This is a genomic window from Kosakonia sacchari SP1 (genome assembly GCF_000300455.3).
GTDB lineage: Bacteria > Pseudomonadota > Gammaproteobacteria > Enterobacterales > Enterobacteriaceae > Kosakonia > Kosakonia sacchari.
Window position 1 is genome coordinate 948,564 of the sequence record NZ_CP007215.2, and the last position, 22,009, is coordinate 970,572.

21 protein-coding genes are annotated in these 22,009 nt (G+C 43.1%); 15 read left to right on the forward strand and 6 right to left on the reverse strand.

The genetic code is table 11. From position 1 onward, the window contains the following. Positions 1-123 precede the first annotated feature (123 nt). From C813_RS27475 to C813_RS47395, 6 genes are all read left to right on the forward strand, one after another. Positions 124-1,449: a tyrosine-type recombinase/integrase gene (locus tag C813_RS27475; RefSeq protein ID WP_017457721.1), complete on the forward strand. Its 1,326-nt coding sequence runs from the start codon at positions 124-126 to the stop codon at positions 1,447-1,449. Between the two features lie 246 nt (positions 1,450-1,695). Next, positions 1,696-2,559, forward strand: coding sequence for an HAD family hydrolase (locus C813_RS27480; RefSeq protein ID WP_017457722.1), 864 nt, complete (start codon positions 1,696-1,698; stop codon positions 2,557-2,559). Beyond that, positions 2,552-3,193 carry a hypothetical protein gene (locus C813_RS27485; protein ID WP_017457723.1) on the forward strand — a complete coding sequence of 214 codons (642 nt, stop codon included), beginning with the start codon at positions 2,552-2,554 and terminating at the stop codon, positions 3,191-3,193. The genes C813_RS27480 and C813_RS27485 overlap by 8 nt, the downstream gene beginning before the upstream one ends. 1,393 nt (positions 3,194-4,586) lie before the next feature. Further along, the gene (locus C813_RS27490; RefSeq protein ID WP_017457724.1) at positions 4,587-5,222 is read left to right on the forward strand and encodes a hypothetical protein; all 636 of its coding nucleotides are present in this window, start codon (positions 4,587-4,589) and stop codon (positions 5,220-5,222) included. Positions 5,223-5,236: 14 nt separating this feature from the next. Continuing rightward, positions 5,237-7,201 carry a coiled-coil domain-containing protein gene (locus C813_RS27495; RefSeq protein ID WP_017457725.1) on the forward strand — a complete coding sequence of 655 codons (1,965 nt, stop codon included), beginning with the start codon at positions 5,237-5,239 and terminating at the stop codon, positions 7,199-7,201. 5 nt (positions 7,202-7,206) lie between these two features. Then, positions 7,207-9,192 carry a hypothetical protein gene (locus C813_RS47395; RefSeq protein ID WP_170829937.1) on the forward strand — a complete coding sequence of 662 codons (1,986 nt, stop codon included), beginning with the start codon at positions 7,207-7,209 and terminating at the stop codon, positions 9,190-9,192. 21 nt (positions 9,193-9,213) lie between these two features. Here C813_RS47395 and C813_RS27505 read toward each other — a convergent pair whose 3' ends face one another. The 4 genes from C813_RS27505 to C813_RS27520 form a co-directional block, all read right to left on the reverse strand. Continuing rightward, a complete protein-coding gene (locus C813_RS27505) occupies positions 9,214-10,689 on the reverse strand; it encodes a hypothetical protein (RefSeq protein ID WP_017457727.1) in 1,476 nt (491 codons plus the stop codon). A 948-nt stretch (positions 10,690-11,637) separates the two neighbouring features. Next, positions 11,638-11,973: a hypothetical protein gene (locus C813_RS27510; protein ID WP_017457728.1), complete on the reverse strand. Its 336-nt coding sequence runs from the start codon at positions 11,971-11,973 to the stop codon at positions 11,638-11,640. A gap of 35 nt (positions 11,974-12,008) precedes the next feature. Next, positions 12,009-12,368 carry a hypothetical protein gene (locus C813_RS27515; RefSeq protein ID WP_017457729.1) on the reverse strand — a complete coding sequence of 120 codons (360 nt, stop codon included), beginning with the start codon at positions 12,366-12,368 and terminating at the stop codon, positions 12,009-12,011. 14 nt (positions 12,369-12,382) lie between these two features. Beyond that, complete coding sequence (locus C813_RS27520) at positions 12,383-12,910, reverse strand: hypothetical protein (RefSeq protein WP_017457730.1); 528 nt, start codon at positions 12,908-12,910, stop codon at positions 12,383-12,385. 192 nt (positions 12,911-13,102) lie between these two features. On the opposite strand from C813_RS27520, the gene C813_RS27525 reads away from it, so the two are divergent. From C813_RS27525 to C813_RS27545, 5 genes are all read left to right on the forward strand, one after another. Then, positions 13,103-13,483, forward strand: coding sequence for a helix-turn-helix domain-containing protein (locus C813_RS27525; protein ID WP_025263855.1), 381 nt, complete (start codon positions 13,103-13,105; stop codon positions 13,481-13,483). Positions 13,484-13,715: 232 nt separating this feature from the next. Then, positions 13,716-14,135, forward strand: coding sequence for a DUF2787 family protein (locus C813_RS27530; RefSeq protein ID WP_017457732.1), 420 nt, complete (start codon positions 13,716-13,718; stop codon positions 14,133-14,135). Between the two features lie 120 nt (positions 14,136-14,255). Next, positions 14,256-14,717 (forward strand): hypothetical protein, encoded by a 462-nt coding sequence (locus C813_RS27535; protein WP_051487240.1) that lies wholly within the window; start codon positions 14,256-14,258, stop codon positions 14,715-14,717. 2 nt (positions 14,718-14,719) lie between these two features. Then, complete coding sequence (gene radC, locus C813_RS27540; protein ID WP_017457734.1) at positions 14,720-15,172, forward strand: RadC family protein; 453 nt, start codon at positions 14,720-14,722, stop codon at positions 15,170-15,172. 46 nt (positions 15,173-15,218) lie between these two features. Next, positions 15,219-16,151, forward strand: coding sequence for a tyrosine-type recombinase/integrase (locus C813_RS27545; protein ID WP_017457735.1), 933 nt, complete (start codon positions 15,219-15,221; stop codon positions 16,149-16,151). A 40-nt stretch (positions 16,152-16,191) separates the two neighbouring features. On the opposite strand, the gene C813_RS27550 is transcribed toward C813_RS27545, so the two are convergent. Then, complete coding sequence (locus C813_RS27550; protein WP_017457736.1) at positions 16,192-16,719, reverse strand: hypothetical protein; 528 nt, start codon at positions 16,717-16,719, stop codon at positions 16,192-16,194. Positions 16,720-16,994: 275 nt separating this feature from the next. On the opposite strand from C813_RS27550, the gene C813_RS46265 reads away from it, so the two are divergent. The 4 genes from C813_RS46265 to C813_RS27575 all read left to right on the forward strand — a co-directional run bounded on the left by C813_RS46265 (position 16,995) and on the right by C813_RS27575 (position 21,479). Further along, positions 16,995-17,201 carry a helix-turn-helix transcriptional regulator gene (locus C813_RS46265; protein WP_071957260.1) on the forward strand — a complete coding sequence of 69 codons (207 nt, stop codon included), beginning with the start codon at positions 16,995-16,997 and terminating at the stop codon, positions 17,199-17,201. Then, complete coding sequence (locus C813_RS27555; protein WP_017457737.1) at positions 17,198-18,076, forward strand: hypothetical protein; 879 nt, start codon at positions 17,198-17,200, stop codon at positions 18,074-18,076. Before C813_RS46265 ends, C813_RS27555 begins: the two co-directional genes overlap by 4 nt. Positions 18,077-18,275: 199 nt before the next feature. Next, entirely contained in the window at positions 18,276-19,925 is a 1,650-nt protein-coding gene (locus C813_RS27560; protein WP_025263857.1) for a DUF927 domain-containing protein, read from the forward strand. A gap of 418 nt (positions 19,926-20,343) precedes the next feature. Further along, a protein-coding gene (locus tag C813_RS27575) for an IS3 family transposase (RefSeq protein WP_202969604.1) occupies positions 20,344-21,479 on the forward strand; the annotation gives its coding sequence in 2 pieces (ribosomal slippage) (positions 20,344-20,590 and positions 20,590-21,479; 1,137 coding nt in all). 13 nt (positions 21,480-21,492) lie between these two features. Here the strand turns inward: C813_RS27575 and C813_RS27580 are convergent. Continuing rightward, entirely contained in the window at positions 21,493-22,002 is a 510-nt protein-coding gene (locus C813_RS27580; RefSeq protein WP_017460036.1) for a hypothetical protein, read from the reverse strand. Between the last annotated feature and the right edge of the window lie 7 nt (positions 22,003-22,009).

The following is a 22,009-nucleotide window of genomic DNA, read 5'->3' on the forward strand; positions in this document are numbered from 1 at the left end:
CCTACATTTAAATGTAGGTTAAAGTGTAGCTTGCCAACCTATAGCCTGGTAAAATATGGCTACATACAGCACAACCTACATTTCGTTTCATAAATGCGTAGGGAGCATGATAACGGAGTCTTTATGGCAGGAAAACAAGAGGCAAAGCCACTGTCGTTTAAAGCGATAGAAATGATGAAGCCGGGTGACAAAGATAAAGCTGATATTGGCGAAAATCGTGGTTTACGTGTCTCCTGTGGTGCTACTGGTGTTAAGTCTTTTTTCTACCGTTACACGAGCCCTGTGACTGGAAAACTTGCTCAGGTCAAAATTGGCAACTTCCCACAGACTTCTCTCGCCGCTGCACGTCTTAAACTCAACGAATTAAAGCTCCTCCGTCAGGAAGGTCGGTGTCCTGCATCAGAACTCAAGCAGGAAAAACAACTTCGTGCAATCGAGGCTGAACAGGCTAAAGTACCTGAATTAACAGTGCAGGGATTAGTTGAGCTCTACCTGACTGAGCGCATTGAGGACCGCAAAACCAAGGATGGCAAAATCATTCCGGGGGCCCGGAAGAAGAAAGGCCAGGATGAAGTGCGCAGAACACTGTATGCCGATGCGGTAGATAAGCTGGGCGATCGTAATGCCTCTGAAATCACACGTAATGAAGTGATTATGCTTATCAATGGCATTGTCGCCAGAGGAGCAAAAGTGCAAGCCGGTAACGTTCTACGGGAGCTCTCATTGGCCTATGAGTTCGCTATCGGTTTGGGGCGTTTTGATGCCAGCTTTGCTAATCCCGCGCTGTTGGCAAAGTCCAGCCTCCGGCAGACTCGAATCAAGCTTACCAATAATCGTGGTACGCGTGTGCTGAGTGAAGCTGAGCTTAAAAAGTTTCTCCAGTGGCTTCCGGGTTCTGCCTTTTCACCGACAATCAAAAACGTGCTTCGTCTGACCTTGTGGACGGGTTGCCGTACTGGAGAGGTCTGTAACATGGCGTGGAAGGATGTTGATCTGGAGAAGGGTACGATACACTTGCGCGAGACTAAAACGGGTGTTGAGCGTTATGTCCAGTTATCCACTCAAGCCGTAAACTTTCTTAAAGTGCTCCGCCTCAACTCGGATACCTACCTTTTCCCGTCTACACGAACAAGACGACCAATCCAGCAAAAGTATCTGACAGAGAATGCGTGGCGCTTACGTGAATCCGGCCAGATGTTAGATATACCGAGCTGGACACCGCATGATCTTCGGAGAACCGTCAGGACTGGGTTATCTCGGCTTAAGTGTCCTCGAGAAGTTGGTGAGGCGGTGCTTGGGCATACCAAAGGGGGCGTCGAAGGGATTTATAACCTTTATGAGTATGATGAGGAGTGCAAGAAGTGGTTGCAGGTTTGGGCAGATTATTTAGACAAAATTCAATTTATAAACTGTACTCATCAAAATGCTGTATCGATTTCAACTGGTTGATTTATAACAACAGACAAATTCCTATATTGATCATTGAGTTGCTGGTTGTTATTTTAAGTGTCAATTATGTATTATTTATTGCTTGTAGATGAACAGTTATGAGATAAAATGTCTATAGATAACCTATTTGTATTGTTTTTGGTAAGTATTGTCTTGTATTTAAGGTCATCTTTGAATAAATTTGGTGATCATTAGTTTTCAACTTGTGTTTTAAGATTATTAAGTTATATGGTTTAGAGAGGTTTTATGAAAAGTGTATTAATAACGGATTTGGATAATACATTATTTGATTGGTTTACTATTTGGCATGCAAGTTTTAGTGCGATGTTAAACGAGGTTTCTAGGATTAGTAATATTCCAGTTAGTGAGTTAAAACCTCAAATAAAACAAATTCATCAAAAGCATGGTACTGCTGAGTATGCATTTGTTCTTGAGGAGATCCCTTCTTTAATACAAAAGTATGGTGGGAGAGAGCAAATAAATAAAGCCCTTGATTCTGCAATTCATGCTTATAGAAGTGAAAGAAAAAAGCATCTTTTTCTTTATCCTACGGTGTTGGATACTTTATTGGAACTCAAGAGGTTAGGAGTTCTAATTATAGGGTATACAGAGTCGAAGGAGTATTATTCTAATTATAGGGTGTCAAAGTTGAATTTAGATGGTGTCATTGATATTCTTTTTTCACCTGAAGATCATAGCATTCCTGCAGGCGTTCAGCCCCAAACATCATATAATTTAAATAAAACAGTCAATCGGCATACTCCTTATGGTGAGGTTAAGCCTAATCCGAAGATACTAAGAGAGATCATTTCATCTGTAAATGCTATGCCAGAGGATTGCGTTTATATAGGTGATAGCGAAATGAAAGATATTGCAATGGCTTTAGATGCCGGAGTGGATGCTGTCTTCGCAAATTATGGAAATAAACATTTCATTTCTGGTACTGATTATAACTTACTTAGGGAAGTTACACATTGGACTGATGCTGAGGTAGAGAATGAAAGGAAAATAAAAGAAGAGAAAAAAGATGTTCATGCTGAGTTTGTGATCGAGGAATTTTCGGAATTGCTTAACTTATTCGTATTCACGGAGTTTAACCAGAATGTCTAATGTTGATGAAAGTCGGAAAAATGAAATAGAACTCTTAAAAATAAAGGTTGATATTTGGAAGCAAGTTATCAATACACAACAGCATTTCAATGATTTGGCCATGAAAATACGAAACTTTGCGATTTTAATTTTGTCAGCTTTCATTGGTGCGATAGGCGTAAGCTTTAAGTCGGGATTTGCATTTGTTGTTATGGGACATTCAACATCCGTTGCTACAATACTATCATTTGGAGCTGCAATTATATGGATGTTATTTTTCTTTGTTGACGTATATTGGTATCATCCACTTTTAGTTGGTTCAGTTAAAAAAGGGATAACAATTGAATCAAAGATAGGTGAGGAATTGAAGGACTTTATTGATCTTACAAAAACTATAGGGAATGAAAGTCCAAAAGAGATAAAGTTTAGTTTTCGTAAGAAAGTGTGCAAAAGAATAGAGTTGCATAGTAAGGATAAAGCAAAACTTTTCTATTTGGGTGTTTTTTATTTATTGTTGTTTTCAACGGTTGTCTTATATTTTGTCGATTCTCCAGATGCAAAATCAAAAACTCTTTCAGATAAAAGTCCTATCTCTATTCAATGTATAAAAACAATAAGCAATAACAGTATTAGTTGTGATATTAATTATCTTTGAGTTTTAGTATTGTTTGCGGGTTGTTTTATAAGATTAACGATTTTATTATTGGTGAGGTGAATATTTGCGTGTTGCTACGTAGAACTGAGTATTCTACTTTCACTAGAACACATTTTGTTTGTCAGGAAATTAAGAGCTAAATGAATTATTTATGGTTTTATGCGATATTAAATGATGGGAAATGTTTTTCTGTTTGGTTATTTTACTGGTTTTTCGTATTCTTTAAATGTCTAAAGCGTGGATTCTATACTTACTAGTTTTTTCATTAAATGTGAGGCTTTTATTAGTTTAATGTTTATTTGTGTTTTTTGGTTTTTTTAATTCTGTTTTTTTAAGATTATATGCGATACACTTTTCTATGTTCTACAAATTCAGATTGTCATCTATATATTAAAATCGTTTGGAATTAAAAATGCCTACGTTAGATGTTGGGAGTGAATATATATTATATGCCGAAGCAAGGGTGCCTTCTAAAACCATCCATGATTGCCGCCGTGGTTCTTACGATGTGGCGCAGTACTATGGCTAATTTTGAGCCGAAGCATCTAGTTTGATACCTAATGATTATGCACTGTGCTTGTAGCTGAGGTTCCTGAGTGGGTTTTAGGTAGTAGGTAACACACCTACTTTACATTTTTATTCGAATTTATATTCACTTTTCTTCCCCTTTGATGATACGGAATTTTAGGTAATAAATCAATGTTTAAATAACTAACGGTATAGATGACTGATATCCATTGTGATTTGATAGCTGCACCATTCTTACTAACTTGATCTAATGAGATGAATATTGGTAAGTAGCTGCTGATAATTGGTAACAAAGCTATGTTTTTCATTCTCAATTTTAAAATTTTAAAAAGAGTTTTTGGAATCCTTTGAATATCATCTGATGGTAGTCATCACTCATCAAGAAAAGGATCTGGCGCATATGTCAGAATCCCTTGGAATGTCCAAAGGACAGTAGTCTCGTCATTTTGAGGTTGAGGTTGAGGTTGAGGTCGAATCGATGCTTTGTAAAGAATAACTGGTTTCTTGAATCCCATGTTTTTGTGTTAGTTTCAAATTGGCCATATCTCGAACCACTGAAATCTTGGAATCATTCAGAGTATTATCTTCTCTCAATCAAAATATTCTAGATGAAATTTTTAAATTGATCTTCATATTTACCAATGATTCTGAGAAAGGGAATAGAGGACATTTGTGTCTCCCATAAAGTTTAGTATAGGAACTTTCGAACGTTGTAGGGAGTGAGATGGTGTGTTCAGGTACTCTGAACATAACGGTAGGACCTAACAATGCAGGAAAAATGGAAGTCATTGCCGTGCCAGAGTATTATTGGCTGTCTAAGATGAATTTTACCTACGAGATCTAACGTTGATTTAGGGATGTCTACATGATCCGTTCCCCACATCGTGATGCCTTACGTCTGCTATATGTATTGAAAGCTGGTGGCGAGCAATTAAAGGATTCTTATGCACCTGATGAAGTAATGATTTTCAAAGGTGAAGCCCGTTTATTGGCCTTCGATTTTTGGATGAGAAATCCTGACTATCTTGCTGCTGAGCTTCTTGACCTTTTCGAAGAAACAGGTAATGAAGTATGGTTGGGAGAAGCCTTATCCATCATAGAAAACAATGAACCTGACTTACGTCGAGTCCCAATGATAAGGTATTTTTTTGGGGCCTATGAGCGGCTGGATGATGCTCTTTCTTTGCTTCGGTCACGAGACCTTGTACGCATCACCGGAATCAAGCGTAGTGATGACAAATCACGGGAGACCCACTTTATTTTAACAGTGCAAGGACATGATCTTTGTGCGAATGCTGTTGTTCAGGAGCCAATTCTCAAATGGTATGAGGATCGATCTTTTTTGGTGTCTCGAGTAGCAGGTAATAAAGGTGGGAGTGCGCTTAAACAACAACAATACCAACGTGCAAGTTATGCCGAGACAAGATTGGGGGGGATTATTCCTTCCATCACTGAAGACGTTGTACAGCGTCTTATCGCAATACGTGCAGCTAGTAAATAATTACAGGTGAAGACATGACCAATGCGAACAAGGAATGGTTGCAAGTGATCGCGGCTAAAGTGGGGGCCCATGCTTCTGAAATCCAAGCTGTACTGACCTCTCACCGAATTCAACCTACCCCCGTTCTAGGCACGCCACGGCGCATGTATATACGGGAAATTGAATTTTCCGGTGTCAAAAGCGGCATTACTAACGCGGGAGCGTTTTGTTTTTCTTGGAAGGATCTTGACCATGGCCTATGGGCCATGCTCTCGGAGCAGAACTTTCGAGGAAAATCTACTATTATCGAAATAACACGTTGGATGCTACGTGGTAATAAACCTAGTACTTTGCAAGATGATGTAAGTAGCTGGATCCATAAAGCCCGTCTGAGATTTGTGCTCGACACAGATATCTTTGAGGTTGAGGTAAGTACCAGTGAGCAGGTTATTGGCTCATTAAGCCGCCTGCGTGCTGGGAGCGAGGCTATGCCTTTAGAAAAAACGATACTTGCTAAATTTGAGGGTGTTACACAGTTTGAGTCGGTTATGGCTAACTTCTTCATGCAAGCTTTTTCATTGGATACCATCGCTACCTGGAGAAAATACGGAAGTGGGGAAGGCACTCCCGTTGCACATGGATGGGCAGCCCTTTCTGGTGCTATGTTTATTGGAACAAACTATGAAGTTCTTCTCGGAGACCTTCCAACCCAATCAGGCGTTCTTGCCCGGCTGATGCAGATGTATCTGGGGGTACCTTGGGTTTCTACGCTTGCAGCTGCAAGAACCGCTCTCCAAGCAGTTGAACTGGCTGCAAAATCATCATCACGTCGATACGAACAATCAGAGCAAAAATCAAAGGCCCGTATCGATAGCATCAGAAACGAGCTCGGTTTAAAGCGAGCAGAGTTAGAGGCCATGCCAAGCGACGAAGCTATTCGTAACGCTATTGATTCTGACGCAAAGCTTCTCTTGTCAACACAGCGTCTTGAGGCAGCGTTGAGCGAACGCTTGGAAAGGGAAGTTGCTGCGTTACGTTTCGCTGAAACAGCTTGCATTGAGGACAAAAGAGATTTGCAATCGCATAACGATGCTATATCCGCAAGTGCGGTGTTTCGTCGATTGAAGCCCAAATGCTGCCCACGATGCGACCATACAATTTCAAAAGCGAAGGTAGAAAGAGAGCATAAAGACTTTGCATGTTCCGTGTGTGGTGAGTCAATTTCCAATTCTGAAGACGCCGAAGAACTCAGTGTAGAACTTGAAGAAAGAGTAATAGCCTCACAGGACGCTTTGAAAAGAGCTAAAAAGTTACGGAACGAAACTGAGGTGCTGTTACAAAACCAACGAGACAAGATACAAGAAATTCGTTTACGCATCGAAGTAAACACTCAGAATATCGTATCTTATGCAAAACGTCAGGAGTTAGTAACGATGGTGGCAGTTCTGGAAGGGCGGCTTGAAGAAGCTTCTCTTGCTAAGGATCCTCCAGATGATGGTCATTCTACGGAAATCAAGATACTCACTGCAGTTGTCAACGAAACCGAAATACGGGTCAAAGATATTCGTGATGGTCTGCTAGAAGATGTGTCTAAACGACTAGTGCATTATGCGAAGGCTTTCGGGATGGAAAATCTCTCAGATGCCAGTCTAAAGGGAAACGGTAACCTTAGTCTGACTAAAGCAGGAGCTGCTACGAGTTACAGTCGTGTCACTGAAGGGGAAAAACTGCGTTTAAAAGTGGCCACTGTACTTGCAATGATCGAAATTGCAGAAAAACAAGGTATAGGCCGCCATCCAGGACTGCTAATGATTGATTCCCCTGCTGCGCAGGAGGTGTCGCCTGAAGATGTCGACCACCTCGTAGCTGGACTTCAAGAGGTATCTGGGAAACTATCTCATTTGCAGGTCTTCATCGCTGGTATTACTTCGAAGGCCATTACCGACCACATACCAGAGTCTCATCGCCAACAAGCATCTGGTAGTGCATTTTTATGGTGATAATCATGCATCCAATCGAAATAGCTGTAATCGATATGATAGAGCGTGGTTATGATTGGAGTCTGGAAAATATTGGCGGAATCGATGCTTTGATTCCGGCTGCTGTTGATATCGGTGCCTCACGAATAATGCCAGAAATTCTCGAGAAACTTCTGGTTTGTTGGAAAAAAGACCAGCCCGCGAAAGCATCAGATTATTTAGCGGTGCTCCATGATTTATTAGCATCGGCGACAATCGACTTCGTATTGACTGAATCCACTGATATTCTTTATCAACATCGCCCTCTGCCAGAACGGGGAGATGAAATATGCTTCGATATTTTTCTATCCAAGACTCAATTGAGTAAAGATGCACTGTCTGGACAGGCCCGAGGAGCTGCACTTGACGGTGCGTTTCGTTGGGCTATGTTTAACCGGCGCTGGCAGTATCGTTTGCTGGATACTCTTTTGGGTGTATCCCTTGACGACGATCATTATTTTTTGAAGTATGCCATCAAGATTATTGGTATTGCTTTTTCGCATTGGCGAGAAAATGAGTTAATTGACATTTTACTAAAGTTATCTGGTCAAGAAGATCTACGTGCAGAGGCTACTTTTGAACTCGGCATGGCGGCCCTAGCAGTTGCTTTGGAGAGTGTTGGAACCAGTTCGAATATTAAGGAATTTCAGCAGGCAAAATCATGGTTTGAAGCCTCTTTGGACACTTCGGACTATAATCCAATTGCTTCCCTTTACAGTGAGTGTTTGACCCTGGTGCTAGATTTTTGTTCTGGCTCCCCATCAAGCCAATTACAGAAGATAGGCATCCGAATCAAGCAAGATGCTTTTGGCATCAACGCATGGATTGGAGGAAAAGACTATCCCTCGTGGTTAGGAAGTCGGCACGCTGAATCAGTTTATTGGAGCGAACTAGCCAATAAAGTCACGGGACTCTCCCATCATCTCGAAGAGCCCGGTTGGTTACAACCTTTGTTCGTGATTGAAGAGGCGCTTCTCGCGGTTTATAACGCAGGCCGATCAATTCTGCGCCGTACGAACGAAGGAATTATCGAAGAACTTCTGCGACCTCGTATAAAACATGCTGTTGCCACTCAGGCTGCGCAACTTCATGTCCTGCAAGAGTGGCTTAAACAAAATGCCGATAACGTATGGGCACCTCAAGTAGAAAAAATGATTGAGGAAGTAAGAGAAATAATTAGCGGATGCAAGTCGCAAAGTAATTCTTGCGAGGCGGCGAGTGACTCAGAGGATATTCTCGCCGCCGTAATTTTTCGATCCTCAATTCCTAACGAACAAAAGAAACATCTTTACGCAGCTCTATCGGATGTTCTTGTATTACATTTCAGTAATATGTCCGCAACTGAGGTACAAGTCATTGAACAGAGCTGCAATGCAGTTTCGGACCATTATGACTATAAAGAAAATGAAAACGGGAGAATGCTTTTCAATGCAGCGATTATTTGGCTTACTCGCTTTGTTCATCACCGTATTGAAGTCACGCGCCGTGATGATCCTGGAGGCTCTTATCTTTTCGAGCGTGAGGATGGGTCACTTCCACACGAAGATGAACTTCAGGCTGATTTCTTCAGGTGGTTAACTACTAATGCTGCAGGCAGTGACCTTGAAGCGACTAACCTCGGAAGCGGTCGAGCTGACATTCGTATGAAATCTGGCCCTGAACGTCTTGTGATTGAGGTTAAACGTGAAGAGAATGACGCTTCCTTTGAAGCACTTGAATCTTATTATGCATCGCAAACAACAGACTATCAAAATGTTAGCATCCGGCTTGGTGTACTGCTTGTACTTGATTTAGTAACTGCAGGTAGAGACGGTACCCCTCATTTAACAAGTCTTTTCTCTGTGATAAAAATTCAACGCCCCAACGAGATTACGCCTCGTGCAGTACTTATCGTCAAGATTCCAGGGCGCCGCAGGGTACCAAGTGAGCTTACCAAATTAGCCAAATCAAAAGCTCGAACAATTGAAAGATGAATGTGAAGCTTAATTCTACTACTATTTACCTTTAGGTGGTTTTGATCTATCAATAGCCTCACAATCGGCTATAACTTGGGCAAACTGCGCTGGATCATCAAAATAATCCGCTTCTTTTATGATAATTGTGGGAGCGCTGGGTAAAAATGCCTCCAATGTTGACTCAACTTCCTCCATGATAGGTATTAAGATCTGTAAATCTCTCTCCAGTAATTTTTTTGCTTCCTCTAGGGATTCAATACCACCATGAATATTTTCAAGTACTTTTATTTTTAGGATTAAAAAATCACCCTCTCCACATATATCTGTATAATCACGTCTGAAAATTTTATCTGCTGTCTCCAAAAGAAATCCCGAGATTTCTTTCAACAACATTTCTTTAGATATTAAAGAGTCTGGGAAAAATTTTTCAACTAAAGGCTTAGGTAGACATTTGAAACTGCATCTGAATCCTAATCGTCTGGTTAAATAAGGTTTCCAAACTTGTGAGCTAAATCTATGTATTTTATTCGTTGTAACCAATGGGCGACAATGAGATATCCCCATAATATCAATTTGATGCTCGATAAATTCTAGCATTGATGAATTCAAAGTCATCTGGATATCGCTAACTTGTTTAAATAAGGACTTAAGTTCTTCTGGCTGCAGGTGGCGAAAAAATTCCGTACTGAAACCAAAGAAATCTACAAAACCTAACCTTACCCTTTTGTTCGGATGCTGATTGCCTACGCGCTGTTGAATTATTTTCAAATCCTCATCTGTGAGTAGCTTCAATCCATGGTCTTCAAGCTCCTTTCTTATTATCTTTGCTGCTTCACTGTTATCAATAACAGTTCGTATGTTAAAAAACTCTTGCAAAATGTCAGTGTGTTTCGATATGCGTCCGGAAATATCTGAGCCATTTGAGAATTCTATATTTATAGAGCGTAACAATGTGCTAAGTTTTTCTAAAGGGATGGCGCTTCGAAAGTTTGTAAAAGATTCATACTCCTCGCAGACATCCCTTGCATACTTTTCAATATTGCCATTTTTTATATGGGCTTCAATTTCGTGGTGAAATCCATAGATAAACTTTAAAGATTGTTCATTACAGTCATTTGAAGCATAGATATGGTAAGTGAAATTTTTAGGAGCCGGAACAAAGGAATTATCTAGAATTGAATGTAGAAAAAACTTCAGCAGTTCTTTCAATACTTGGGGGAAAGTCAGTTTGGCAGAATACTTCTTACATTGTACAACACCGTTGGATATATTGTTCAGGTATAGGGTGCAATCTCGCCCACGTTCTCCCACTCCTTGCATAAGGGCAATCTTATCTGATGTTGTAAATATCCCGCTCTCAATCTCTCTGCTAATTAATTTGTAGCATAAAATCTCAAACTCCCTATCGCTTAGCATTGACAAAGGTAGTGATTGAAAACTCGCGTCGATAGCTTTTGGCTTGTATCCAATAGAACTCTCTTCGTCAAGCTGTTTAGATGTAATTTCGTATCGCAAACTTCACCTCCGGCTTTAATTTTAGGGGAGTACCCTTCTGTGGAAAGCTATAATAACTCTAAAAGTAATGCTTTGAATACCCCTTATGGGTTCGACCAACGGATGCAACATATTGGTAAGAATATTATTAATTTGACTTATGGCTTAGAGCTTTGGTTTTATATAATTTTAAATTGCATTCTGCTATCATTTCGGACAGTGTATTCAACCAACCCTGTATCATTATTTTCTCTGCTCAATGAGATGTTTTTCATTATGATGCGTGTTTATTACCATATTATGGTCAGCTGGCTCAAGCTTAGCATTGATAACATGAGGACTATAGTCAATCTAATCAAATTTGTTTTTTCTGAGGCTCGGGTTCTATGTGAAATATCATTTACTCCAGCAAACTCTGAGTGGTTGACGTGATGAGTTCACTACATCAGGCCATAAGGATTATCTCGGCCACTGAAAGTGGTTTTGATACACGATCAATTCCTAAAGTTTTAGAGCATTTTGGTGGCTGGGTGAGAGGGAGAACAACTCATTATCTGCGGGTTGTATCCTGGTTGCCGAAATGGTACACAACCTATTATTAAGGTCAAATTCTAACCTTTGGTCTCATAGATTTTTATGGGGGATTTTTATATTGACATGATAAGATTTCCGTCTGCTAAACTTACAGCTACCTAGAGTCATGAATACATATTTTCTGTGTACAGTGTGGGGCGTCAATCGAATTTATGAAGATGTGGCTCTGTATGTGTTTTTCTAGTTAGGTTTAATGTTGGTGGGAGCGTTAATATGGAGGTTTCACTTATATCGGCTATTTGGTTTTTAATAAAGTTGTGGATGCGGGAGATAGCTCTTGTGCTTTATGATAAATAGCATCTCCCATGGAATTCCTTATTGGTTTAAATATAAATCACTTAAACAAAATGGATTTATAATCTTTGCTACTATGGGTTATAAACCCGATACATTAATATAAAACTGCCCTTTACCATCGTCAGTTTTCTGTATCTGGTAAGTTATTGGCAATGATTGTTGAGCTCCTGGTTTTGTGAATGCCAGATCAGCCGCGCACTGATAAACGTCAAGGCCTGACTCATGGCTTACCGTCCTGATGTTTTCAACAGAAATCTGCACATCTTTATCCAGTGTCATCCCTTTTTCTATCGTTTTTCGCGCTATATCAACGACCAGATTCTTAGCATCATCGCTGTTGCATTTGGGTGTCTTATCACCGCAACCGACCATTAAACTCGCTGCTGCCAGCACCAGAAGTATGTTCAATTTCATTCATTGTTTCCCTTCAATTAAAAGTGGTTGTCTTGTTACTTTTTGTTGTATTGACCATCCATTAAGCCCGCCGCAGAAGCCCCGCAGTATCCTTCACAACCACGAGTCATCACGCTGGTTTTCCCATTATTCATCTCACTGAGCACGGCAACACACTGGCTGGAACTATCATTCCAGACCCAACGGTGTTTCTGATTCTCGCCAGCAGCTATTTTTTGAGCCGTACCTTCCATGTTGCAGGTCCCTGACCCATCTTTGGCTGATGCGTTGATGCTAAACTCCGCATTACCGTTCCCTGGCTTTAGCGTTAAAAGTGCACCGGGCTTAGCATATTGAGCTGCGATTGCCGGGAGGGCTAAGGTTGTCAGTACTAATGCAGCCACTATTCTCTTCATCATTAAATTCCTTGTTAGCTGATACGAATGTTTTTGGTGATTTTCCCCAGTGCCAGCGGCCTGCGTTTTTCCACAAAGAAATACACTACGTTGAAAGCTGATTTACGGTGATTCCCACGACCGAGAGATGGCCAGTTGCGAAAAGACTCGATCTGTTCTTCTGAATAGGGAGTATCTGAGAAGTCAAACAGGACAAGCAGGGCTTTGCCGTCGTGCTTCATCAGTTTCTTCACCTCAGTGCTATTAACGGTTGCGGAGACATTGGAACGCGCTGCTGTTGGCTTACGGACGGCAAACTCAACGGCCACATCGTCAATGACAAAATCAATGAAACCATGCCCGGATACCGTTCCTGGTAGTTTGCTTTTTACTTCCGGCGAGACGTTATCCGCAAACCAGCCCAGTAAATAGCAACGTACTAATGGCAGTAGTTCACGCTCGCTACATTCATTCAGACGCAATGTTTTGACAAATTCGCGCCGGTAAAGAGAGCTGAAAAAGTACTCAAAGCAGTCCGTTATCTCAGTAATAGTGGTTGCCACAGTGTTCCCCTTTTCAGGCCACCTTTGTTCGAAGATTCAACTAATGGTGATTTTGGCACCACTCGATTGCTCAGTTATAGCCTTTAATTGTCTATAAGTGAGTATTTTATCGATTTTATATCCATTGGTGATGTTCATGCAAGAGTAAAAAAGCCCCAGACTTCCTCTTATGGACGTTCTGGAGATCAAATGATGGTTAAACTGGTAGCAGATTCAGCTGATAAGTTGGTAGGGCAGCGTATTCAGACCAGACGTAAGGAAGCTGGGCTAACTGCAGCCGATCTCGCAGAGACTATCGATATTTCTCAGCAGCAACTCTCTCGCTACGAGCGAGGAACTAATAAGATCAATATTGCTCATTTAGTTAAAATTGCAGTTGCATTAAAAACGCCAATAAGCTGGTTCTTTATTGATTGCATGGAGGATTTAAACGTTTCTAATATACCGTCTAGCTTTGTTACTGGACTTGATGCCGAATTAAAACAGCATCTCGATCAAGTCTGGAATAAGTTAGATAGCGCTAAAAAGAAAAGCCTTATCCATTTTTTAGATGAATTCACAAAACCACATTAAAATTAGTTCCCAATTGAAACTATTTGCGTTGAAAGTATATTCCTGGTAAAATGTCATTACTGAATAGTGTCATATTATTCAGTAGCTGATGCATAAACTAATAGCCAACTTAGTGTTTCATTTTATATCCCTTCTGGCGGGAGGGCGTCCATCGTCTGAAAAGTCAGTACGGGTTAGGTTTAATTAGTATTTGTGTCATCAACCCAAGCGCATTTTTACCGGAGTAAATACAATGAATATTATCCGTCAGGAAGGGCTGTCCATGCCCGTAAGTCAGGAACTCATTAATATTATACTGGCTGAGCTCAGTAAAAAGCCGCCAGTTAAACCGAATATTCGTGCTGTTACGTTGCTGTTCAAAGATATCAATTACAGCGCTGAAAATGGTGGGTTTCATCCGGTTGAAATAAGGCTTATCTCCCGCAACGATGAATGGTATTTCGATTACATCACGGACTTCAAATATATGGGGACAGACCCGGAGCTCGAAAAGGAAATCGATATCAGCTGGAGTCAGCGCTATGTCTTCCTGTCCTATGCCGGTGATTTACCCCCAGGGGAAGGACGCGATATTTTTGCACTCTGGCAGAGAAACTTCGTTCATTACCACTTCCTGAATATCTACACGCTCACCGTTATGTGGGAAAGATAATCCCGCCACACTGACAGCTAATTATTGATGGAGACATTATCTGTGACTGCTAACAGAGGGATCCACGCGTCTGTACAGGGAGAGCTTGACTGTCTTTGCGGCGCGTACTGTGTGGTGAATATGCTGAGCTGGCTGTATGACGGTCGGGTGAAGCGAAAACCACTCATGAACCGACTTCTTCAGGCCTATCAGCAACGCTGGCCTTTGCATGAATGGCTGACCGAAGGGATAGATGAAAACCGGCTCGACTGGCTGATTACGCAGGTACTCCGGAAAGGCCACTACCACCGCCAGTTTCCGGTCCAAATCAGCAAACCTTTCGAAGGAAGTCGCGGTCTTGTGGAAGGGCGGGTTTTCAGTGAAATGAGGCGGTTCCTGGCGGTAACAGACCACTCCCGCCTGATTATGCTCAGCGACCAGTTTCACTGGTCCCTTGTCACCAGAATGGACGAAGAAACGCTCTGGTTTTTCGACAGCAACGGGCGAATCTCCATGCCCCGTAAGGCCTTCTCCTTACGTGCTGGCGCGGCCCGCCGCCAGTTGTTTCCCGAAGCCATTTACTTCATCGAACGGGAGTTCTGAACATGACGACGTTTACCCTGCATGAAACCCGCATCCTGGACCAGGCCCGCGACATTATCAGCCGGCGCTACCAGCGTGGCGTCCAGCTTTGCTCTCCTGATGATGTACGGCGGTGCGTAATGTATGAAATGGCCCTGCTGGAGCATGAGGAGTTTGGCATTATCCTGCTCGATAACCAACACCAGTTTCTGCATCGGGAAATGCTGTTCCGGGGCTCGTTAAATACGGTCAGCGTTCATCCCCGGGAGGTAATCAAGCAGGTACTCAGGCATAACGCCGCCGCAGTCATCCTTGTGCACAACCACCCCAGCGGTGAGGCTGAACCCAGCAAGTGCGATATCCGGATAACTAAGCGGCTGCAGGAGCTACTGCAAATGCTGGATGTACGCTTGCTGGACCACTTTATTGTGGCCGGGGCGGAGACGGTGTCACTGGCTGAGCGAGGGCTGGTCTGATGCAGACAGTTACCTGGTTTAATACATGTTATAGCAGGTTAAACGCATGAGCAGGGCTGCGCTGCGCCAGGTCGCGCCTGTGGTGAAAACTACCGTGCTGGATGCCTATATCAGCGGTCTTGCCCCGTCGGGGCGGAGGGGGATCACCAGCCTGTTAAACCGCAGCGCCAGCATACTTAAACGCGGTGCGGATGCAGCCAGCTACCCCTGGGAGCAACTTAGCTTCGCCGCTGTCGCTAAAGTACGTGCGGCACTGCTGGATGACGGTTATGCCGTGTCGTCGGTCAATATGGCACTGTCAGCACTCCGGGGCATTGCGCAGACGGCCTTTAACCTCAATTGCCTGGAGGCGGACACGCTTGCCCGTATCCGGGCAGTCAAGCGCGTCAGTGGCGATAACCAGCGCAAGGGAAGGGCACTCAGCCGGGAAGAGGTTCGTGCACTTGTTCAGGTTGCTAAACGGCATCCGCAGCGTATCCGCTGTTGTCGTGATGCCGCCATTGTAATGACACTTTGCGGTGCAGGTTTGCGGGCCGGAGAACTGGTCAGCCTTGAACACCGGGACTATGACAATGGCATTCTTACAGTGAGGCAGGGGAAGGGACGTAAATACCGGGAGATATATGTTGCGGCAGCGGTAGATAAAGCCATCCGCGCATGGATTAAAGCCAGTGGAGTGAAAGAGGCCGGGGATGCATTGTTTAACCGCATTCAGCGCAACGGCAGGGTTGCTAGCCAGCCGCTGACAACGACCGGTTTAACCGGCATCCTGGAGCAGTTACAGCATGATGCAGGCATGGCGCGTTTTACTCCTCACGACATGCGGCGCACCTTCATTACGCGCTTGTTAGAACAAGGCGTGGATATTAACACCGTACGCCAGCTGGCAGGGCACAGTGACATATCCACAACTACCCGTTATGACTGCCGTGATGAAAGGATGAAAACACACGCAAGTCAGCAACTGAAATGCTGGTAATAGCTAATATAGTTCGTCCTGTAACTGGTGCCGCGCGAAACTAACGCACACTTTTCGCTCCCGGCCTTCTTTTGCGTTGTCCGCGCTCGTTCAGTTCCACCAGGTGTTCTCTCAGCAGTTGGGTGGGCTGCCCATCACGGGTAATAAGTGCAGTCACATCACGGTTAAGCCAGCGTGATGGCTTCCGGACCGCGGCAGTCAGAGGCTTGTCTGCGAACAGGTCATCCGGGGTGGGAAATTGCGCCCGATTGAAATAAGCCACCATCTGTGCTGTTGTGCTGCCGTTATTTTTTAGCGTAGTTATGCGCTGGTAAATGCCATATAGGGTCTGGGCTTTAACCGTTTTGGGGGGAGGCAGGATATCGTACAGGGGATGGTTTTCGAGGGACTTTTCAAGCAGGTTATAGGCCAATTCAATGCAGTAGCTCAGGGTTATATTCAGCGGTTCACCACTCTTTTTATCTTCTTCTGCCCAGTCAGGATAGAGCTGCGAAGCAATTATTCTCAGCTTTCTTAGGGAATCCGCTCCAATTTCAGGATAAATTGGTATTAAATTCTCCTCGGACATAATACTAGCCCCTTCATTAGTGGGTTATTCTGATTTTATTTTTCAACAATATGCTGCATCAATCACCAAGTGGCCTGAGAAAAAAATTATAAATATTTATTCATAAAAATCAAATGATTAACTTTTTGGATTTTTTACCTGATTTTTTCTCAAAACATTGATGTTTAATCCGCAAACGATTGCTCTGGATGGGATTGATCTATTCTTACTTTTTACCTACGGAACCCCCTAAAAACCATGGTTTAGGATACTCCCATCAGATTTCAGGAGGAACCATGGCAATAAAACGTGTTTTGAAAATTCATGATGTCTTGTACCGCTGTGGCATTTCAAGATCATCTGTTTATAGATTAATGTCTAAAGGACACTTTCCTTCGCAGCTTCGTCTGTCACCAGAAGGTCGTAGTGTCGGTTGGCTCGAAGAAGACATAGAAACATGGATTTCTGGCCGTAAGTCTGTCAACGATGGAAAATTCATATGAAAATTCTATCAGCGAAGAGAAAAGGAGCGGTGATTCAGCATCCAGATAACCTGCGATTTAAGAAGCTTGAAAAAGAGATTAAAAGGCTGCTTCCTAAGTTTGAGACTATCAATGATGCCTGCGAAGAAAAATCAAAGCGTATTAAATCATTACGAAATACTGGAAGGCGGCTGGATAAAAGGGTCTATCTAAAACTGGCAATAAAGCTTGAAAATTGTTGGCCTGGAGAACCTTGTGGAAGTGCTGCATGTCCCGAATGCTTTAGACGACACCGGTTGGAAATAATTGGAGAGGTACTTCGTTTATGTAATAAACACAAGAAATGGCGAAGTGCGACCCTGATTTTCTATCAGGATGCGTTTAGTGATGATCAATTATTAAAATGGAGACTCGATACATTAATAGCACGACTTAAACGTTGGTTAAAAGAGTGCGGTTTTTCTGCAATGGTGATTGGCGGGTTTGAAATGGATTTTCATATGGATATTAATAAATGGGTGCCGCATTTTCATCTCATTATTCAAAATGACAAACAGGCTATTAGAAACCTTCGTGCCAGGATGAAAAATAAGAGGAATATGAATACGCGTAAAAATGTAATAAACCGCCCTATGCTCGTGAGTAACTTAAAAAAACCTGTACGACAGGTGAGTTATCGGTTTAAAGCTATCTGGTGGCGAGTCGAATCAATACAGTATGATGATTATTATATACAAGGGGGTAAGGAAAGAAAAAGGAAGCGCTGGACAAAAAAGTATCGTCTGCTGAGTAAGCAACATGCTGATTCTCTTCTTATGTTAGATTCTCTTGGGATCGCAGAGTTAACCTTTATGTATAAGGTGAGGAAGTATGGTGATCATTTGATAATGAAGTGAGAAAATAATTTATTGGCGAATGAGCCAATTGCATAATATTTCGGTCGTTATTCAAAAAATAATCTCGTATGAAAAATCATACTGGGGATCCCGTTCGCCATAATTATGATTCTAATCATAGTAATGGTGAGGGGGTCTTTAAATACAATATAGGAAAGCAAATGAAAAATATAAAGAGAAATTAAATCAAAAAGAAGAAGTGTTATTTGTTAAATTACTGGCGCGCACAAGGATTTCCGAATTATGCCCGGTTGCATACCGGCTTATTAAGGTAACTGATTCGCAAGGGCTGGAGTCAACTCGTGTACTTGTCCCTTCGGCAGCGTTAGTGAGTGTTCTGGAGTTGAAAAAAAACTTACTAAAATTTGGACACAATCCTGATGTTAGTAAAGAATATTGGGTTCGGGCCCATCAAGAAATTGTCAAGGAAACAGATAAAATAATCACATTGTGTTATAAACCTGGTTTTTATGGTGATGCTTATTTACGCGCTAATGATAAAATTATTGGCAACGTTAAAGGGGATAAACCAATATTACACCCCAACGCGAGAAATCATTTACCAGCCGAAGAAAAACTGGGAACATTAAAATTATGGAAAATGAATGTCGCTCCATATGCACTATATAGCTCGCGTATTATGTTGGCTGTGTGCTGCGGATTTTCAGGTTTTCTCCTTAAGCTTTCAGGTATGGAAGGGGGTGGGTTTCATTTGTGGGGGATGAGTAGTATAGGAAAAACGTCCAGTGCCTACATGCTGGCATCATTAGCAGGATCACCTAAAGATGTTGTCGTACTGTGGAACAATACGGATAAAGGGCTTGAGGAGATTGCCGTGGCCCATAACGACAGCTACCTAGTTCTCGATGAGTCGAAGCTGTTAGATAAAGACGTACTGGCAGCTGCTAAGATTATGCAAAACCGTGTGTATACGCTTTCCGGAGGGAAAGGGAAAACACGCTCTGCAATGTATGAGAACAAAGTTGCTGAATGGCAGGTAAGTATTTTCAGTACGGGTGAGTGCAGTCTTCAACAACTTGCTGCTTCCGGGAACGTTGAGCGCCTTGAAGGCGAAAATGTGCGTGTAATCGACGTTAATGCAGATGCTGGTGCTGAAATGGGGATCTTCGAATCACTGCCAGATGATGTCAATTCCAGTAACGAACTTGTTCATGCGATCAAGGATGCAACTCACCGCTATTATGGCAGTGCCAAACCTGCCTTTCTCAAGCGCCTGGTGGCTGATATTCGGGACGATCGTGAAAACGTGAAGCGGAAGCTTGAAAAAGGGATTGAGTTCTTTCTGGATAAGCACAAGGTAGATCGTAACTCCGGCATTCAGGTGCGTATCGCCAAACGTTTTGCAATCGCTTATGTAGCAGGTTCCATTGCTGTGAAATATGGTGTTTTGCCCTTTACAAAGCAGGAGATCATGAAAGGGATCTCAACCTGCTACCAGGATTCTCTTAAGGTAGTTTTGTCTGAACCTGAAATAACCAAACCCCTAATGGGTAACTCGTTGAATGCAATTATTGATTTTTGCAAAAAGGGTGATCTTTTAAATCTGATTGGAAATGATCGCGTAACCCAAACGGCGATTAAAAAGTCACCGGTCATTATCCATAAAGTTAAAGGTCGGGCCGTATATGCAGTTGATAAGGATCTGTTACATAACTGCTTGCCGAAATCTCAGCGCAAAGGCATCCTGATGCTATTAACAAAGCAAGGGGTATTATTATCCGATGCGAATAAGGATTACAGTACTATTCAGATTGTCTATAAGCGTAAGCAAGTTGGTCGTCGCTACTGTTTTATCTGCAAAAAGCTTGATAAGCTTATTGAAGAATAATTTTACAATATGGTAAGGGCTTAAAGGAGTGGCTTATAACCACTCCTTTTTACCTCAAAGCATTTCTTCGCCATCACGCAAAGCTACGATCCCCAGATACAGGCAAATTGGCACGGTTTTGCGATAGGCTGGACCTTGCAGATCATAAGCAATCCATGCTCCAGATATAGCCCATAGAATGGGTCCTAAGCTATTAATCCATGGGTTACGCTTGAGTAACTCTTTGACGAGTTGTTTTGCCGCCTCCCTTCCAATCATCTGAGCGATGAGACTGACGATAATGGTTTCTACGATCCCAAGTGCAATTTTAGGACCAAGGTGGACTGACCCCGCCCCGGTAGACGATCCTACCCTATAGTTGGACTGACCCCGCCCCGGTAGACGATCCTGCCCTATAGTTTGAGCATAGGAGGAGCGTATGGGCACACCACGATTTACACCTGAATTTAAGGAAGAAGCCGTCCGTCAGATAACGGAACGCGGTTATTCCGTCGCCGAAGTTTCTGACCGGCTGGGCGTTTCAGCACACAGTCTCTATAAGTGGTTACGGGCTATTAAACCCGATAACAGCGAGCAGCATGCCCGTGATTTACTGGAAGCGAAAAGCGAGATCCTGAAGCTCAGGGCCCAACTGAAGCGCACTGAGGAAGAACGGGACATACTGAAAAAGGCCGCGCGGTACTTTGCAAGGGAGCCCGACTGAAGTACCGCTTTATCAATGAGCACCGCACTGTATGGGGTGTCATGACGATGTGTCGGGTGTTGTGCGTTGCCCGGGCCGGGTTTTATGCGTGGCTGCATAACCCGGTCTCCGCGCGGGATAAAGATAACCAGCGTCTGCTGACGCTTATCCGTGACTCCTATTCACTGAGCGGAGGCGTATACGGTTACCGCCGGGTTCATGGCGACCTGAACGAAATCGGGGAAATCTGCGGTAAAAATCGGGTGGGCCGTATTATGCAACTGAACCGGATTAAAGCCGTGCGCGGCTATAAAGCTCCGCGTCGTATCGCCGGCAGACCTTCAGTGGTTGCGCCTAATCGTGTGCAGCGGCAGTTTACCGTTGTCCGGGCCAATCAGGTCTGGGTAACCGACATTACCTATATCCGCACCTGGCAGGGCTGGTTATATCTGGCGGTGGTTATCGATCTCTTCGCCCGTAACGTGGTGGGCTGGTCGATGAAACCCACTCTCTCACGCGAACTGGCGCTGGATGCGCTCATGATGGCCGTGTGGCGACGAAAACCGGACGGCGAGGTTATCGTACACAGCGATCAGGGCAGCCAGTACGGCAGCGACGACTGGCAGCGCTTCTGCCGGGCCAATAACCTGGCCCCGAGCATGAGCCGGCGTGGCAACTGCTGGGATAATGCGGTAGCGGAGTCGTTCTTCAGTTCGCTGAAAAAAGAACGGATCAGAAAGCGCATCTATAAAACCCGGGATCTGGCCCGGGCCGATATCTTCGATTACATTGAAGTGTTCTACAACCGGGCCCGGCGCCACAGCCATCTCGGCGGCGTCAGTCCGGAGGCCTTTGAACAGGCCTCGTCGTGAGGACAGGAAATGTCTACTGTTGTGGGGTCAGTCCAAGGATCTGAAATACAATAGGCAAAATTGCCACTTTGCCATTCTTTTTGATATGGGAGATTATCTCCTCTCTGTCAATATCACCTACCCCCAGCTCATTGAAACATTTTGATAATTCTTCTGGCGTCTTGCTTAATAGTTCCTTCTCAACAACGGAGAGCACCAGCTTTTCAAGTTTTGATTCTATCGAGCCGCCGACTTTAACATTGACCTTTAGTTTTTTGCATACATCATCAATGATCTCCGTGGCTGGAATAGAACCTTCCCCATTAATTAAATGCCTCTTCAGATAAGCCAAATCGGAAGAACCGAAGTATTTTATTTGTGTGTCAATAAGTGATATTAATTCAGCATGCAATGCTGGATTGTTTTGATATGCAGATAATAGTGTTTTTCTGCGCTTATCGTTTGTGAAAGATACATAGCTATCCAGAGTGGCTGATATGTAGTTAAAGTCTTCCAAAGTACATTTCTCTAAAACTCCCTTCATATTTGCT

Bases quoted from the DNA above. Each gene is read 5' to 3' on its own strand.
- C813_RS27495 (WP_017457725.1), top strand. From the start codon at position 5,237: ATGACCAATGCGAACAAGGAATGGTTGCAAGTGATCGCGGCTAAAGTG.
- C813_RS27485 (WP_017457723.1), top strand. From the start codon at position 2,552: ATGTCTAATGTTGATGAAAGTCGGAAAAATGAAATAGAACTCTTAAAA.
- C813_RS46265 (WP_071957260.1), top strand. From the start codon at position 16,995: ATGGCAATAAAACGTGTTTTGAAAATTCATGATGTCTTGTACCGCTGT.
- C813_RS27480 (WP_017457722.1), top strand. From the start codon at position 1,696: ATGAAAAGTGTATTAATAACGGATTTGGATAATACATTATTTGATTGG.
- radC (WP_017457734.1), top strand. From the start codon at position 14,720: ATGACGACGTTTACCCTGCATGAAACCCGCATCCTGGACCAGGCCCGC.
- C813_RS27535 (WP_051487240.1), top strand. From the start codon at position 14,256: ATGCTGAGCTGGCTGTATGACGGTCGGGTGAAGCGAAAACCACTCATG.
- C813_RS27555 (WP_017457737.1), top strand. From the start codon at position 17,198: ATGAAAATTCTATCAGCGAAGAGAAAAGGAGCGGTGATTCAGCATCCA.
- C813_RS27545 (WP_017457735.1), top strand. From the start codon at position 15,219: ATGAGCAGGGCTGCGCTGCGCCAGGTCGCGCCTGTGGTGAAAACTACC.
- C813_RS27475 (WP_017457721.1), top strand. From the start codon at position 124: ATGGCAGGAAAACAAGAGGCAAAGCCACTGTCGTTTAAAGCGATAGAA.
- C813_RS27510 (WP_017457728.1), bottom strand. From the start codon at position 11,973: ATGAAATTGAACATACTTCTGGTGCTGGCAGCAGCGAGTTTAATGGTC.
- C813_RS27490 (WP_017457724.1), top strand. From the start codon at position 4,587: ATGATCCGTTCCCCACATCGTGATGCCTTACGTCTGCTATATGTATTG.
- C813_RS27525 (WP_025263855.1), top strand. From the start codon at position 13,103: ATGGTTAAACTGGTAGCAGATTCAGCTGATAAGTTGGTAGGGCAGCGT.
- C813_RS27550 (WP_017457736.1), bottom strand. From the start codon at position 16,719: ATGTCCGAGGAGAATTTAATACCAATTTATCCTGAAATTGGAGCGGAT.
- C813_RS27580 (WP_017460036.1), bottom strand. From the start codon at position 22,002: ATGAAGGGAGTTTTAGAGAAATGTACTTTGGAAGACTTTAACTACATA.
- C813_RS27530 (WP_017457732.1), top strand. From the start codon at position 13,716: ATGAATATTATCCGTCAGGAAGGGCTGTCCATGCCCGTAAGTCAGGAA.
- C813_RS47395 (WP_170829937.1), top strand. From the start codon at position 7,207: ATGCATCCAATCGAAATAGCTGTAATCGATATGATAGAGCGTGGTTAT.
- C813_RS27515 (WP_017457729.1), bottom strand. From the start codon at position 12,368: ATGAAGAGAATAGTGGCTGCATTAGTACTGACAACCTTAGCCCTCCCG.